The sequence below is a fragment of the Burkholderia sp. AU45251 genome (assembly GCF_030482905.1).
In the GTDB taxonomy this organism is placed as follows: Bacteria; Pseudomonadota; Gammaproteobacteria; order Burkholderiales; family Burkholderiaceae; genus Burkholderia; species Burkholderia aenigmatica.
This window is the reverse complement of the sequence record NZ_JAUJQH010000001.1, coordinates 383567-398308: the sequence shown is the minus strand read 5'-3', so window position 1 is coordinate 398308 and position 14742 is coordinate 383567. Positions and strand designations below refer to the sequence as shown.

The 14742-nt window shown below is 67.2% G+C and carries 16 protein-coding genes; 6 read left to right on the top strand and 10 right to left on the bottom strand.

The window, feature by feature from the left end:
* Nucleotides 1–265 precede the first annotated feature (265 nt).
* From QZM67_RS01770 to QZM67_RS01760, 3 genes are read left to right on the top strand one after another with little or no spacing between them, the layout of a single operon-like run.
* On the top strand, nucleotides 266–868 hold the full coding sequence (locus QZM67_RS01770; RefSeq protein WP_301800401.1) for a DUF1326 domain-containing protein: 603 nt from the start codon (nucleotides 266–268) through the stop codon (nucleotides 866–868).
* A gap of 23 nt (nucleotides 869–891) precedes the next feature.
* On the top strand, nucleotides 892–1680 hold the full coding sequence (locus tag QZM67_RS01765) for a DUF2182 domain-containing protein (RefSeq protein WP_301800399.1): 789 nt from the start codon (nucleotides 892–894) through the stop codon (nucleotides 1678–1680).
* 7 nt (nucleotides 1681–1687) lie between these two features.
* Entirely contained in the window at nucleotides 1688–2581 is an 894-nt protein-coding gene (locus QZM67_RS01760) for a DMT family transporter (protein ID WP_301800398.1), read from the top strand.
* 178 nt (nucleotides 2582–2759) lie between these two features.
* Here QZM67_RS01760 and QZM67_RS01755 read toward each other — a convergent pair whose 3' ends face one another.
* The 7 genes from QZM67_RS01755 to QZM67_RS01725 form a co-directional block, all read right to left on the bottom strand.
* A complete protein-coding gene (locus tag QZM67_RS01755) occupies nucleotides 2760–3464 on the bottom strand; it encodes a hypothetical protein (RefSeq protein ID WP_301800396.1) in 705 nt (234 codons plus the stop codon).
* A gap of 239 nt (nucleotides 3465–3703) precedes the next feature.
* Nucleotides 3704–4030, bottom strand: a complete 327-nt coding sequence (locus QZM67_RS01750) for a DUF4148 domain-containing protein (protein WP_043183673.1) — start codon at nucleotides 4028–4030, stop codon at nucleotides 3704–3706.
* A gap of 221 nt (nucleotides 4031–4251) precedes the next feature.
* Nucleotides 4252–5127, bottom strand: coding sequence for a PilZ domain-containing protein (locus tag QZM67_RS01745; RefSeq protein ID WP_301800394.1), 876 nt, complete (start codon nucleotides 5125–5127; stop codon nucleotides 4252–4254).
* A 79-nt stretch (nucleotides 5128–5206) separates the two neighbouring features.
* Complete coding sequence (locus tag QZM67_RS01740) at nucleotides 5207–7795, bottom strand: penicillin-binding protein 1A (protein ID WP_301800393.1); 2589 nt, start codon at nucleotides 7793–7795, stop codon at nucleotides 5207–5209.
* Between the two features lie 175 nt (nucleotides 7796–7970).
* Nucleotides 7971–8978 carry a trans-3-hydroxy-L-proline dehydratase gene (gene lhpH / locus QZM67_RS01735; RefSeq protein WP_301800392.1) on the bottom strand — a complete coding sequence of 336 codons (1008 nt, stop codon included), beginning with the start codon at nucleotides 8976–8978 and terminating at the stop codon, nucleotides 7971–7973.
* Between the two features lie 65 nt (nucleotides 8979–9043).
* The gene (locus tag QZM67_RS01730) at nucleotides 9044–10165 is read right to left on the bottom strand and encodes a branched-chain amino acid ABC transporter substrate-binding protein (RefSeq protein WP_175024744.1); all 1122 of its coding nucleotides are present in this window, start codon (nucleotides 10163–10165) and stop codon (nucleotides 9044–9046) included.
* A 121-nt stretch (nucleotides 10166–10286) separates the two neighbouring features.
* Nucleotides 10287–11024 (bottom strand): FadR/GntR family transcriptional regulator, encoded by a 738-nt coding sequence (locus QZM67_RS01725; RefSeq protein WP_175024743.1) that lies wholly within the window; start codon nucleotides 11022–11024, stop codon nucleotides 10287–10289.
* A gap of 263 nt (nucleotides 11025–11287) precedes the next feature.
* Here QZM67_RS01725 and lhpI point away from each other — a divergent pair, with 263 nt between their 5' ends.
* The 3 genes from lhpI (at nucleotide 11288) to QZM67_RS01710 (ending at nucleotide 13592) form a co-directional block, all read left to right on the top strand.
* Nucleotides 11288–12223: a bifunctional Delta(1)-pyrroline-2-carboxylate/Delta(1)-piperideine-2-carboxylate reductase gene (gene lhpI / locus QZM67_RS01720; RefSeq protein ID WP_301800390.1), complete on the top strand. Its 936-nt coding sequence runs from the start codon at nucleotides 11288–11290 to the stop codon at nucleotides 12221–12223.
* Nucleotides 12224–12391: 168 nt separating this feature from the next.
* Nucleotides 12392–12796 carry a response regulator transcription factor gene (locus QZM67_RS01715; RefSeq protein ID WP_175024741.1) on the top strand — a complete coding sequence of 135 codons (405 nt, stop codon included), beginning with the start codon at nucleotides 12392–12394 and terminating at the stop codon, nucleotides 12794–12796.
* A 16-nt stretch (nucleotides 12797–12812) separates the two neighbouring features.
* Nucleotides 12813–13592 carry a helix-turn-helix domain-containing protein gene (locus tag QZM67_RS01710; RefSeq protein ID WP_089453019.1) on the top strand — a complete coding sequence of 260 codons (780 nt, stop codon included), beginning with the start codon at nucleotides 12813–12815 and terminating at the stop codon, nucleotides 13590–13592.
* A 60-nt stretch (nucleotides 13593–13652) separates the two neighbouring features.
* On the opposite strand, the gene QZM67_RS01705 is transcribed toward QZM67_RS01710, so the two are convergent.
* From QZM67_RS01705 to QZM67_RS01695, 3 genes are all read right to left on the bottom strand, one after another.
* A complete protein-coding gene (locus QZM67_RS01705) occupies nucleotides 13653–14003 on the bottom strand; it encodes a metal ABC transporter ATPase (protein ID WP_301800389.1) in 351 nt (116 codons plus the stop codon).
* A 154-nt stretch (nucleotides 14004–14157) separates the two neighbouring features.
* Entirely contained in the window at nucleotides 14158–14397 is a 240-nt protein-coding gene (locus QZM67_RS01700; protein WP_089453021.1) for a UDP-glucose 4-epimerase, read from the bottom strand.
* Nucleotides 14398–14413: 16 nt separating this feature from the next.
* Nucleotides 14414–14704 (bottom strand): DUF1488 domain-containing protein, encoded by a 291-nt coding sequence (locus QZM67_RS01695; RefSeq protein ID WP_043183659.1) that lies wholly within the window; start codon nucleotides 14702–14704, stop codon nucleotides 14414–14416.
* Between the last annotated feature and the right edge of the window lie 38 nt (nucleotides 14705–14742).

The following is a 14742-nucleotide window of genomic DNA, read 5'->3' as shown; positions in this document are numbered from 1 at the left end:
GCGACACCGATCGCGATGCTAGCGCACGCGCGCTGGCTTGTCAGCCGGCCTCGCAGCCTGCGACGGCTTGCATATCGGCCCTCCACACCTACACTTGAAAATCGATACGCCGCTTCAGGCCCGCGCTATCGCATCCATCCCGTCTCCGCTTCCGCGCATTCCTCAGCGCATTTCGCGTTCGCATCGCCGAGCGGGGTGACGATTCGTCTGTCAGCTTCCCCCACCCAGCCCAACGTGCCATCGCCGTCGCTCCCTGGAGGGAATCATGAGCTATCACCTTGAAGGCCGTCTGCTCGAGGTCTGCAACTGTCGCGTACTTTGCCCGTGCTGGATCGGCGAGGATCCGGATTTCGGCGTCTGCGACACGATCGTCGCGTGGCATGTCGACAAGGGCGCCGTCGACGGCGTCGACGTGGGCGGCAATACGATCGCCGCCGTGTGCCGCGTGCCGGGCAACATCCTGCAAGGCAACTGGACGGCTGCGATCTATCTCAGCGACACGGCGTCCGAGGCGCAGGAGCAGGCGCTGCTCAAGGTCTACACGGGCCAGGCCGGCGGCCCGCTCGCCGAACTCGCCAAACTGATCGGCACGGTCGTGTCGATCGAACGCGCCCCCATCACGTTCAATGTCGAAGGGGCACGCGGCACGCTGTCGATCGGCACCGACTACCACGCGGAACTCGAGCCGTACCTCGGCCCGAGCGGCGCGCAGACGACGCTGACCGACACCGTGTTCTCGACGGTGCCCGGCGCGCCGGTGTTCGTCGGCAAGGCGCCCGTCTATCGGTCGAAGAACGCGGCGATCGGCATCGACGTCGATCTGAAGAATCACAACGCGCTGCAGAGCACGTTCCTGTTCGACGCGTGAAGCGCGATCGTACGCCAACGGTCATGGCTGCGTCGCTGCATCGGCGCGTGTTTCCGCTCGTGCTCGCGAGTCTCGTCGCGTTCGCGTGGCTCACCCTGTGGGCGTGGACGCGCAGTCCGTACGGGCGGTACCTCGACCACGGCGACAGCACACTGCCGTCGCCGTTCAGCGCGCTTTGTCGCGCGCTGCCGGGCGGCACACTGTGGCTGCCGGCCGCGCTCGACGCGGCCGGCTGGACCCTGATGATCCTCGCCATGATGCTGCCGACGACGCTGTCGCTGTTCGATGCGTTCGCCCGCGTCGTCGCGAGCCGCCCCGACCAGACGCGCCTGCTTGCGCTCGTCGGCATCGGCTACGTCGCAACGTGGAGCGGCTTCGGCCTCGTCGCGCACGGCCTGCACGGGCTGCTGCTGACCGGTGTCGCGCAGGTGCCGGCACTCGCGTGGCGTGGCTGGCTGATCGGCGCGGCCGTCTTCGCGCTCGCCGGCGCGTTCCAGTTCAGCGGACTGAAGACGCACTGCCTCGACCGCTGCCGAACCCCCTTCAGTTTCGTGATCAGCCGCTGGCGCGGCCGCACGCCGATGCGTCACGCGTTCGCGCTCGGCGTCAGCCACGGGGTCTTCTGTGTCGGCTGCTGCTGGGCGCTGATGCTGCTGATGTTCGTCGTCGGCGCCGGTAGTCTGGGCTGGATGCTGTCGCTCGCCGCGTTGATGGCCCTCGAGAAGAATGCGTCGTGGGGGCAGGCGCTCACCGCGCCGCTCGGCGTCGCGTTGTTCGGCGCGGCCGTGCTGATCGTCGCCAGCCACGCGTGAGGCCCCGATGCGACCGCCCGCCTCCACATTCGCGCTGCATGTCCGGCCGGGCGTGCGCATCGTCGCATTGACGACGATCGCGATGCTCGCGTTCGCATCGAATTCGCTGCTGTGCCGACTCGCGCTGCAGGCCGGACGGATCGACGCGGCCAGCTTCGGCAGCCTGCGCCTCGTATCGGGCGCGCTGATGCTCGCGGTCGTCGCACGCGTGGGTGCCCGACGGCCCGCCCCGCCCGCTGACTGGCCGGCTGCGGCGATGCTGTTCGTGTACGTCGCATGCTTCTCGTTTGCGTACCTGACCGTCAGCGCGGCCACCGGTGCGCTGATCCTGTTCGGCGCGGTGCAACTGACGATGTTCGCGGCGGGATGGCATGACGGCGAACGGTTTGCCGCGACCGGCTGGGCCGGGTTCGGCGCGGCGCTCGGCGGGCTGGTGTATCTCGTGTCGCCCGGGCTCGCCGCGCCGACCCCGCAAGGTGCCGCGCTGATGACGGCCGCCGGCATTGCGTGGGGCATCTATTCGATACGGGGCCGTCGGCCCGTCGATCCGGTCGCGGCGACCGCCGGCAACTTCCTGCGTGCGGCGCCGCTGGCACTCGCGCTGAGCGTCGCGCTCGCCGCCCGCTTTCATGTCACGCCGGCCGGCGTCGCGCTCGCCGCGCTTTCCGGCGCGCTGACGTCGGGCCTCGGCTACGTGCTCTGGTATACCGCGCTGCGGCACCTCACGGCCATGCGCGCCGCGGCGGTTCAGCTCTCCGTTCCGCCCATCGCCGCGTGCGGCGCCGTGCTGTTCCTGTCGGAACAGCCGACATGGCGGCTCGCGCTCGCATCGGCCGCAATCCTCGGCGGCGTCGCGGCCGTGCTCGCGACGCGGGCTCGGCAGGCGAGTACTGCGCGGTGATGATGGGTGGAATCGAAGCCCATGTGTGGGCCCGTCGCATGGATGTCAGGGAGGCCGGCAACACACGTTTTTGTGGGTTGGCGCGCGGCTGAAACCCTGGATTTGCCTGACGGAAGGATGGCGCAGTCCCCCAAATCGCCGGCTCAAAAGGAGCCGCCGGAGGATCGGGCCCAAACCGTCAGTAACGGTACGCGTAACCGGTGCCGATGTATTCCTCCGTCAGTTTGCTCGCCGTATCCGACAAACCGAGCAACTTGAGAATCTTTCTGGTTCTCCGCCCATTGATCAATTCACCGCGGAAGGCCAACAGCACGAAGAGAGCCGCAACAGACGCCGTCGTGGCCAGCAGGAAAGGCATCAGCTCAAAAAAATCGCCCCAGGTGGATGCCACGAACGCAAGCACCAAGGCTTCGCCAAAAAATAAAAGCGCGCTCACGGCGAGGTACGCGTAAAGCAAGGATCGGTTGAAAACGGGCTTCAGGCCTTCAGGGCAAGGCGGCTTGAATACGATCAGCCTCGCCAACGGGTTATGAAGCGCCATCAACAAACCATTCTTGTCACACACCGCGTCGACATGCCCGCCGTTCTCGAACGAGATACTGCCGAACCAGCCTTTGAGCGTTCGCCCCACCACCTCTATCTCGATCCAGTACCCTTTGGCTGGTTCGGGGCGGACTCTGTCGGGATCGTTCAGCGCTGCACTGCTCATCGCCATACCATTTTCACCAATGGCCTCGAGCAATAAAGGCGCGAACTCCGTTGCCGTCTCTTCGAATTGTTGAAATTTCGATGCCGAATACGCCTCGCGCGAAAAGCGCAAATTTGACACTGTTCCGCTAACCAAATACAGGCGCATCGCTTCTCCGTTGATTGAAACCGCCATTCCAGTCTCGGGCGATCTTACTCTAACGATGCAACCCGGCAGAGTATCCGGCGTACGTTGCATGCGACATGATGATTGGCACGGGTTCATATTGCATTCGCCACGTCCCTCGCTTTCCTCGCTGACGAAAGCATCGCGCCGCCGCGTTCCAATAAAAAGAGCCCGCACTCCAACCGAGTGCGAGCTCTTTTCAATGCGAGGCTTCCAGCAGCGGCAAACGCCGCCGCATGGCAACTGGCTTAGTGGCCGAAGAATACCGACGAACGGTCGGTTGCGGCCGGCACGACCACGCGCTGACCCGACTGCGACGCCGCGGCAGCGTTCGCACCGTAGCCCGTTGCATCGGCTTGCGCGCCGGTGTTCTGCGCGGCTGCGATCTTTGCTTGTGCGGCCTGGATGTTTTCCGGGTAGTTCATCCAGTCGTTCGGGTTGTAGCCGGCCTTTTCGAGCTGGACCAGCTCGGCGCGCACTTGCGCGCGCGTCAGCGGCTGCTGGCTCTGTGCGAACGAGACGACCGGTGCGGCCACCAGAGCGGCCAGTGCAACTGCCTTGATCAGCGATTTCATGATGCGTTACCTCCAGAATTGTTTTGTCAGGCGCTTCGGACTCGGGGTCGTTGCGCATGAGTAGAAGTCTAGGAGGCTGCACTATCAGGGTAAATACTTAAATCGCGAATTCACTGTTGACGGAAAATATACAATCGCCGCGGAAACCGTTGAATCATCAGATGATTATCGGCATTCACGCACTGAATACTGCGGCACGGCACCCGGTCCGCCCGTCCCCATCAGCGCCGCCGATCGGTATCCGACGACGCCATCAGCCGGTCGAACAGCAGCGCCTTGAGGCGGATCAGGTCGTCGGCGCCGATCTCGCCGAACGCCGCGTGATGCAGCGTCAGCGCGGGCGCAGCCGGATCCGCATGGACGGCCCGCACCGTACCCTCGAGCGCCAGCAGTTCGACCCGGTCGCCCGCAGCGTACGGAAGCAGCACGCGCAACGGTTCGCCGGTTGCCGCAATCGGCCGGTCGACGGCAATCGACAGCCCGCTCACGCTGATGTCGTGCACCATCCCGAGGCCATCCGCCCCCTCCGCCCCGCCCGCGCAGCAGGCGGCGATCCGCACCGGCACGCGCGGCTCCGCGCGCGTGCGCAGCCGGTCGACGAAGCCGGGTGGCGACAGGATCAGGAACCGCGCGGCACCCGACGTCTGCACCGACTCGACCGTCGCACCGAAACGCGACACTGCGGCACGGCCGATCGCGACCGCCTCGATGTCATCGCCACTCGCGAAGTCGAACGCAGCGGCCGGCTGCGGTTCGACGAACAGCGCGCCCGATGCGGCGATGCCGATCAGCCGGCAGCGCTGCAGCCCGCGTGTCGCGCCGACCCGACGGCGGAGACCAATCGCGGCGCCCGCCGACAACCCCATCCGCGCGGCGTGCGGCACCGCGTCGGGCACGCGTGGCTCGGCGTCGGCGCCGTCGCGCCGGCGTACCGGGTGGAAATGGTCGAACAGGAACGCATGTTGCGCGGCATCGCGCAGCGTCGTGCCGGCCGGCAGCAGCGCGGCGCCGTCGGCATCGTAGAGATCGAAGCCGAGCGGGATGCCGGCGGCGAGATCGTCGCGCACGAGCGGGACGTAGTCGGTAGATAGCCTCATTGGGGAGGCGCGGAGCGACCGCGCGAGCTGTCATGACAACATGATTACGGCAGCATCGCGCGAAATCTGAACGGCTCCGTTACTGCGAAGCGCCGGTCGCGTCGGGCGCGACCGGTACGGGCGGCTGAGACGGCTGGGACGATGGGGCTGCGGCCGGTGCGGTGCCGAAGCCCGCGCTGCCTCCGCTCGCCGTGCTCGCCCCCGCCGGCGGCTGCGCTGGCTGCGGTTGCGATGCGCCCGCCGACAGCGCGGCGGCCGACGCGGCCACTTCGGACGCCGGCACCCATTCCTCGACGATACCGCCCGATGCCGCTTCGGGCGCCGAGGCGGCCGACGCGGCCGAGGCCGCGCCCGTGTCAGCCTCAGGCGCACGCTCCACCCGCTGCGTCCTGACCGGCGCCGGGGCCTTCTTCGCCTCGGGCGGGAACCACGTGTCGAACAGGTCCGTCACGCGCTCGCGCAGCGACGCGAACCAGCCCGGCGACGGCTCGGTATCGAATTTCGCCTTCGTGTCGACGATCCGGGCGCGCTGCGCACGCTGGAAGAAATCGCCGACGATCGGCAGCGCACTATGCGCGCCCTGCCCCCAGTAATCGCTGCGCAGCGTCACGCGGCCGTCGTCGAAACCGACCCACGCGCCGGCGACGAGGCCGGGTTGCATCAGGATGAACCAGCCGTCCGCGTTGTCCTGCGTCGTGCCCGTCTTGCCGGCCACGTCGCCGCGGATCCCGAAGCGCGTGCGGATGCTGCCGCCCGTGCCGCGTGTCACGACATCGCGCATCACGCTGAGCAGCGTCTTGTCGGTTTCCGCGTCGAGCGCACGCTCGGGCGGCGCCGGCGCGTATTCGGCGAGCACGTCGCCCTGGCGGTTCTCGATGCGCGTGACCATCTGCGGCTCGACATACAGCCCGCCGTTCGCGATCGTCGCGTACGACGCGACCATCTCCTTCAGCGTGACCGGGCTCGTGCCGAGCGCGAGCGACGGCACGCGTTCGAGCGGGCTTTCGCGCACGCCCATGTCGCGCGCGAGCCTGGCGACGGAAGCCGGCCCGACCTTCTCCATCACCTGCGCGGTGATCCGGTTGCGCGACAGCGCGACCGCGTCGCGCAGCGTCATCGGCTTGCCGGTCGGCGGCACGTCGTCGTTCGGCCGCCAGATCTCGCCGCCCTTCAACGGGATCTCGACCGGCTGGTCGATGAACGTGTCGTCCGGCTTCATCCCGCTCGCGAACGCGACGCCATAGACGAACGGCTTGAACGTCGAGCCCGGCTGGCGCCGCGCCTGCGCGACGTGGTCGAACGGTTCGTTGGTGAAGTCGCGGCTGCCGACCCACGCGCGGATCTGACCGTTGCGCGGATCGATCGCGAGGAAGCCGGCCTGCACGTCGGTCTTGGTCTTGCACAGCGCGCGCATGAAGCCGCGGTCGGCCGCGAGCAGCTTCATCGCGGCCGCGTCGTCCTTGCCGGCGTCCTGCGCAGCCTTGTACTCGGGCGACTCGCGCATGAACGTGCGGAACACCTCGTTGTCGGTACCGCAGCCGTCGCGGCCACTCCATGCGTTGTTCGCGATGCCCTGCAACTGGTTGCCCTGCAGCGTGAGCGCCTGGGTCGCCATCTGCTGCAGCCGCGAGTCGATCGTCGTGCGCACAATCAGCCCGTCCGCGTAAATGTTGTAGTCGTTGCGGTCGGCCCACGCGATCAGCCATTTGCGCAGCTGCTGCGCGAAATGCGGCGCGGGCCCCGGCGGCTCCTTCTGCCGCTCGAAGTCGATCCGCAACGGCCGGCGCTGCAGCTGCGCGAACTGCGCGGGCGACAACTTGCCGTACTTCACCATCTGGCCCAGCACCGTATTGCGCCGCTGCAGCGCGCGCTCGGGATTCAGCACCGGGTTGTAGTAGCTGTTGCCCTTCAGCATCCCGACGAGCGTCGCGCTGTCGAGCACGTCGAGCTCGTCGGCCGACTTGTCGAAATAGGTGCGCGCGGCCATCTCGACGCCGTACGCGTTGTACAGGAACGGCACCGTGTTCAGGTAGGTCTCGAGGATCTGGCCCTTGCTGTAGACAGCCTCGATCTTCAGCGCGGTGATCGCCTCCTTCACCTTGCGCGTAAGCGTCGGCGCGCGGCCGATCTCGTCCGGATACAGGTTGCGCGCGAGCTGCTGCGTGATCGTCGAGCCGCCCTGGCGGCTGCCCGAGAACGTATGGAGCGCGGCCGACGCCGTGCGCTTCCAGTCGAGGCCGTGGTGTTCGTAGAAGCGGTGATCCTCGGTCGCGATCAGCGCATCGACCATGTGCGGCGAGATCTGCTTGAGCGACACCCACTCGCGGTTCGACGGCTTGAATTCGGCCAGCAGCTTGCCGTCGGCAGACAGCACCTGCGCGGGCTGGTCGACGCGCGCCTTGCGGATGTCGCCGATGCCCGGCGTGAACGGGATGAGCACGACCACGTACACCACGAACAGCGCCGGTACGGCGGCGCCCGCGAGCAGCACGCCGCGGCGCGTCGGATGACGGACATGGTGCCACGCGGTGGCGGCGAGAGGCTTGACCCGCGCGACGGCGGCAGCCGCGACGGGTTGGGCGCGCGCGACCCATCTGGCACAGAAGTCACGCACTGACGACACGTTTCGGCGATTCACGCGGGTGGAGCTCGGCTGAAAAGGGTGCATCGTACCAAACTCGCGCGGCCCGACCGACCGCGATAGCGTCGCACCGATACACTCGGGACGGCTGCGCGGGCGGCACCCACGTAAAAAAGGCGCGCGCCCCGCAACGGGAACGACGCGCCAAGCCTGGTACTACAACCGGGAGGCCGCGCGACGCGCGGCCGATCGGCGCTGCCACTCAGCGCACGAGAAAACCGTAGGTGAGCGGATCGCGTTCGTCGACGATCCAGTTCGCGAACCCGCAGATATGCGCGCTGCCCTCCACTTCCGGAATCACGGCCGGGATGTCGCCGACTGTCGTTTCGCGCAGCACGCGCCCCTTGAAGACCGTGCCGACGATCGATTCGTTGACGAGCGTGTCGCCGGCCGCGAGCAGCCCGCGCTGGTAGAGCTGTGCAACCCGGCCGCCGGTGCCGGAGCCCGTCGGCGAACGGTCGACCTCGCGATCCGCGAACACGCAGCAGTTCGCCTGCGTCGAGCCCGGGTGGCGCGGCGCATTCGCGATGATCGTGCCGTAGATATGGTTGATTTCCGGAATCTCCGGATGCACGACCGGGTACTTCGCGTTCGCGGCGGCCTTCACTTCCGCGCCGAAGCGAATCAGCTTTTCTACACCCGCTTCGCGCACCGGGAGATCGAACGGCGCGCCGTCGACATAGAAATAGAACGCGCCGCCGTACGCGATGTCGCCCGTCACGGTGCCGAACGACGGGGTCTCGACCGACACATCGCGCTGCCAGATGAACGACGGCACGTTGACGAAGCGCACCGGCCCCGCATGCTCGCCGTCCCACTTGACGAACGCCTCGATGAAGCCGCAAGGCGCGTCGATGCCGACCCGCGTTTCCGGCACCGTGCGCTGCACCCAGCCGAGCTCGACGGCCGCAGTCGACAGCGCGATCACGCCGTGTCCACAATGGTCGCTGTAGCCTTCGTTGTGCAGGAAGATCACGCCGAAATCGGCGTTCGGTGACACGGGCTCGGTCAGGTAGCCGCCGTACATGTCGGCGTGGCCGCGCGGTTCGAACATCAGTGCGCGGCGGATCTCGTCGGCGTTCTCCTTGAGCCACGCGCGGCGCTGGACGATCGTGTCGCCCGGCAAACGCGGCAGCCCGCTCGTGACGATGCGGAACGCTTCGCCGCCCGTATGGACTTCGACGGTGGAAAGGGATCGGGAAATTTTCATGGGTGATCGAATGCGTTGAAACGAAGAACGGCGGCCGCGCCGCCGTCCGATGGCAGGCTGGCCGGTTACTTCGCGTACGGTTCCGGCAGGCCGTTGCGGATCACGTAGACGGTGGTCGGCGCGCCCTTCAGGTCGCCGTTCGCGTCGAACGAATAGGTGCCCGCGACGCCCTTGTAGTCCGACTTCGCGAGCTGCGCGATCAGCTTCGCCTTGTCGGTGGTCGTGCCGGCCTTGACCATCGCGTCGGCGAGCAGCTTCATCCCGTCGTAGTAGTTCACACCGTAGACCTGCGTATCGGTGTGATACGTGTCGTGGTACTTCTTCAGGAATTCGCGGCCGGCCGCCGTCTTCTCGAGCGCGACGCCGCCCTGCGCGCAGTAGACGATCGACGCTGCGTCGCCCGCCACCTTGCCCATGTCGGCCGAGCAGATGCCGTCGCCGCCGAGCAGCTTCGCACGCAGGCCGCGCTGCTTCATCTGCTTGGCCATCGGCGCGCCCTGTGCCGCATAGCCGCCGAGGAAGATCACGTCGGGGTTGCTGGCCTTGATCTTGGTGAGAATGCCGAGGAAATCGGTAGCCGACGAACTCGTGTATTCCTGGTCGACGATCTTGATGCCGTTCGCCTTCGCGACGTTCATGAACTGCTCGGCCACGCCCTGCCCGTATGCGGTGCGATCGTCGATCACGGCGGCGGTCTTCGCGTTCAGCGTCTTCGCGGCGAAGGTAGCCATCGTGCCGCCGAGCTGTTCGTCGCTCGCGCCGATCCGGAAGATGTTCTTGAAGCCTTGCTTCGTCAGCGCCGGGTTCGACGCAACCGGCAACATCGGCACGCCGGCAGTCGAGTACACGCGCGACGCGGGAATCGCGACGCCCGAGTTGTACGGCCCGAGCACCGCGACGACGCCCTTGTCGACGAGATTCTGTGCGACCTGCACGCCGGCCTTCGGGTCGGCCTGGTCGTCATCGGAAACCAGTTTGAACGTGACGGTCTTGCCGGCGACCTTGATGCCGGCCTTGTTAAGTTCATCGACGGCCAGGCGCGCGCCGTTTTCATTGTCCTTGCCGTTCGCGGCCTGCGGGCCGGTCAGCGGCGCCGAATGGCCGATCATGACGACTTCCTGCGCCTGCGCGGAAGTCAGCGCGCCGGCGGCGATGGCCACCGAGAGCGCGGTAACGAGGTATCGCATGATGTCTCCTGATTGGTTTTGTGTGAAACCAATGTAGGATACGCGTGGTCACCATGCAAGCAATATCAAAATAAAAACTTCGATTCTGGTCATTTTTCAGACCAGAACGAACCTGGCGCCGTCACTTCGGCGCGATGTCGCGCCGCACGCGGCGGATGTGCTGCTCGACATAGAACGCCGCCGCGTCGGCGTCGCCGGACACGATCGCCTCGTAGATCAACCGGTGTTCGGACACGTAGAGCCGGATCCGGCCCGCATCGTAGATGCCGTCGTCCTTCAGGCGTTTCCACAGCGGCTGGTCCATCGTCTTCGCGACTTCGTCGGCGATCTTCACCATCAGCGCATCGCCGGTCATCAACGCGAGCTGCCGGTGGAACAGCCGGTCGCTCTCGTTCCACAGCGCGCGCTGATGCGGATCGTCGACGTCGGTAATGGTTTCCATCTGAGCCAGATAGCGTTCGGCGCCGGCGTCGGCTCGACCGTGCGCGGCCGCGAGGCGTGCGATCGCGGGCTCCAGGATCAGCCGCACGTCGAGCGTCGACGTCGGGCTGAAATCGGGTTCGGACGCCGTGTGCGTGTCACCGCGCTGCGCGAGCACGTCGAGCGGCGACGCGACGACGTAGGTGCCCGAATTGCGCTTCGTGAACACGAGCCCTTCGTTCTGCAGCGCGCCGAGCGCCTCGCGCACGGCCGGCCGGCCGACCTGGAACAGCCCCGCGAGCTCGCGTTCGGACGGCAGCCGCGACTCGGCGGCATAGCGCCCCGCGCGAATTTCGTCGCGGATCTTCTCGGCCACCTGCTCGTAGATCTGCAGCGGCCTGAAACCGCCTTCGGGTGTGTCGGGACGCGCGGACATCATCGTATTGCTCCTGCCCGGTCGCGGGCGTGAATCTGGAATGGGTTCGCACTATACCGGAGCGCGCCGGCATCGACGCCGTGACGGTCCTTCTGGACAGATATTAGAACCAAAAACAGCGAACCGTTTTATTTTCTGGGTTGCGGGTGGGCCAGCAAGTGGTATAGATTCGATCCACACTGCCCTGTGTCACGGTATTCGGCAGCCCTGTGGCGGGCGCGGCATGCGCCCGTCGTCCACGCTCACCGACGCATACGACGTACACGATGACCGCTCTTTCCCCGATTCCCGTTTTCGATGCGGCCGACACGGCCGCGCTGCTCGACTACCCGGCGCTGCTCGCCACGCTCAGGCAGGCTGTCGCCGACTATGCGTCGGGCGAGATCGTCAGCCCCGAACGCCTGGTCGTGCCGCTGCAGGCCGGCGGCGTGATGCTGTCGATGCCGTCGAGCGCGCGCGACCTCGCGACCCACAAGCTCGTGAACGTGTGCCCGGGCAACGGTGCGCGCGGGCTGCCGACGATCCTCGGCCAGGTCACGGCATACGACGCGACCACCGGCGAGATGCGCTTCGCACTCGATGGCACGACGGTCACCGGACGCCGCACGGCGGCCATCACCGCGCTTGGCATCCAGGCACTGCACGGCGCCGCGCCGCGCGACATCCTGCTGATCGGTACCGGCAAGCAGGCCGCCAATCACGCAGAAGCGCTCGCCGCGATCTTTCCCGAAGCACGCCTTCACGTGCGCGGCACGAGCGCCGACAGCGCGGCTGCATTCTGTGCCGCCCATCGCGCGCACGCGCCGCGTCTCGTGCCGCTCGACGGCGACGCGATTCCCGATGCGATCGATGTCGTCGTCACGCTGACGACGAGCCGTACGCCCGTCTATCGCGAAGCCGCGCGCGAAGGCCGGCTCGTGGTCGGCGTCGGCGCATTCACCGCGGACGCGGCCGAGATCGACGCGAACACGGTGCGCGCCAGCCGGCTGGTGGTCGACGATCCGGCCGGCGCGCGCCACGAAGCCGGCGACCTGATCGTCGCGCAGGTCGACTGGCAGGCCGTCGCGTCGCTGGCCGACGTGCTCGGCGGCGCATTCGACCGCAGCGGGCCGCTGCTGTTCAAGAGCGTCGGCTGTGCCGCGTGGGATCTGGCCGCGTGCCGCACGGCGCGCGATGCGCTGGACGCACGCCGGGCCGGCTGATTCGGCGGCGCAGCCCGCTGGCCGCGCTCGCGGCACCCCCAGCTCGGCGCCGCTCCGGCGATTTTCCGTACGCGTTGTAGGAATCGCCCTACAACGCGTCGCAGCGGCCTACATCAACTTCCAATTCGGCCGATTTCATTTTCGGCGGCGCAACACGATACTGCCGGCATGAATGCCAGCCAGTTGCCCGCCGCACTCCGGGTGTTTCTCGTCGATCACGCTGTCGCCGTCCGGCAGCGGATCGCGCTGCTCGTCGGCTCGATCCGCGGCGTCGCCGTCGTGGGCGAGGCGGAGGACGGCCAGGACGCGTGGACGCATATCCGCAGCAGCCAGGCGGACGTGGTGATCGTCGACCTGCGGCTGGCGGACGGCAGCGGCCTCGACCTGATCGGGACGCTGTCGAAAGCCGCGCCGCGCATCGTCACGATCGTGCTGACGAATCACTCGGCGCCGGCATTCAGAGAGGCATGCGCGTCGGCCGGAGCCGATTACTTCTTCGACAAGACCGTCGAATTCGACGCTGCATGCCGTGTCATCGAATCGCTGGTGCACGCCCGCGCGCACCGCCCCTGACGAGCCGGAGTGACTCATGTCCACAGCCACCATCTGCGCCGCCGACGTACCCATCGCACCTCGGCCGACGATTCCGCTTCGCGCGGTCACGCGCGCCGACGCAGCCAAACATCCCGCCGCGCGCTGCTCGGTCTGCGCGATGCGCTCGATGTGCCTGCCGCCGCACCTGACCGCGGCCGAATACGGCCGCCTCGACGCGATCATCTGCACGACCCGGCAGGTTCGCCAGGGCGACGCGCTGTTCCGCACCGACGATCCGTTCCAGAGCATCTATGCGGTGCGCGCCGGTTCATTCAAGACGGTGATGATGCATCGCGACGGCCGCGAGCACGTGACGGGCTTCCAGATCGCCGGTGAAACACTCGGGATGGACGGCATCGGCGGCGGCCAGCACTGCTGCGACGCGATCGCGCTCGAAGACAGCGTCGTGTGCATCATCCCGTTCGGCGCGCTCGAAGCGGCGTGCCGCGAGATCAAGCCGATGCAGCACTTCCTTTATCAGATGCTGAGCAGCGAGATCGTCCGCGAATCGAGCCAGATGCTGCTGCTCGGCACGATGTCGGCCGAGCAACGCGTCGCGCATTTCCTGCTGAACCTGTCGTCGCGCTTCGAGGCGCGCGGTTATTCGGCGACGGAATTCAACTTGCGGATGACGCGCGAGGAAATCGGCTGCTATCTCGGGATGAAGCTCGAAACCGTGAGCCGGATGTTCTCGCGGTTCCATCGTGAAGCGCTGGTCGAAACGCGCGGCAAGCGCATACGCATCATCGACTCGCAAGCCCTCGCACGGGTCTGACGGACCCAGACCCGGACTGCGTCTGGCGACCCGCACGGCCCCGGCACCGCGCGCGATGCATCATCGCAACGCGCCGCCGGCCGCCGCGTTGCGCAGCCCCACCCTTGCACCGCCCGCCTGGCATGCGATCAGCGCCTGTTCGGCCTGCATGAACGCACGGCGCAGCGTGTCGTCCACGTCGCCGCCGACGCACGACGGCAGCGACCACAGCGCCGTGTCGTGCATCACGAGCTCGAGCCGCACGTCGTACTGGCGTGCGCCATCGGCGGCGGTACGCGATTCGATGGCGAGATGGCAGCCGCCAATCAGCGCGCGAAACCGTTCCAGCCGGACCAGCTGCGCGCCGGCTTCGGCTTCGATCGCGGCGGACCCCGCGAATCCGTGGCAGGCGATCTGCATGCCCACGCCCATGTCGTGTCTCCTGACGGGGCCGCCCGCTCGTCGACCGCCTTGCAAGTGCCGCCCGCACCGAAAGGCAGCGGCACGTGTTGCCCGTGGCGCGGCGCGAATGCTTCGATCGCTGCCGGCCGATAGTCTGCCCGCGCCTTCGTCGGCGCGGGACGGTTCATACGTTGAAGGTCTGCGACGCCTTCATCTCGATCCACGTCATGCCCGCCCGCAGCCCTTCGATCATCGCCTCGCGCTCGGTCGGATACGCGTGGCTGTGCTCGAACGTGTGATGAAAACGCGCGGCACCGGTGCCATGCTCGACCGACACACGGCAGCGGAATTCGCCTGATTCGCACGGGCGCGTCTCGACTTCGACGGACCAGTCGCGTTCGTGAATGTTGCCCTGCAGTGTCATGCGCCCTCCTGCGGTATCAGTCTTCGAGCCGGAAGTGGCCGCTGTGCAGCAGCACCGGCCGGCCGCCGATTTCCTCGAGCATGCGTCGCGCCATCGCCTCGATCGCCGACCGGTGCGCTTCGAACGCAGCCAGCAGGTCGCGTTCGAGCAGCGACGGCGCGCCGAAATGATCTTCCAGCGCCTCGGCCGTGACCGCGCACTGCACGCAACGTCCGTCGACCAGCGCCGAAAACGCCACGACCAGGTCGCGTGCGCAATATTCGGGTGGTTCCGGCGGGAAGACAATCTGCATCTGTCGGCCTGTCATCGTCGTGATGGCTCCATGACAAGAGCATAGTGGCGCGC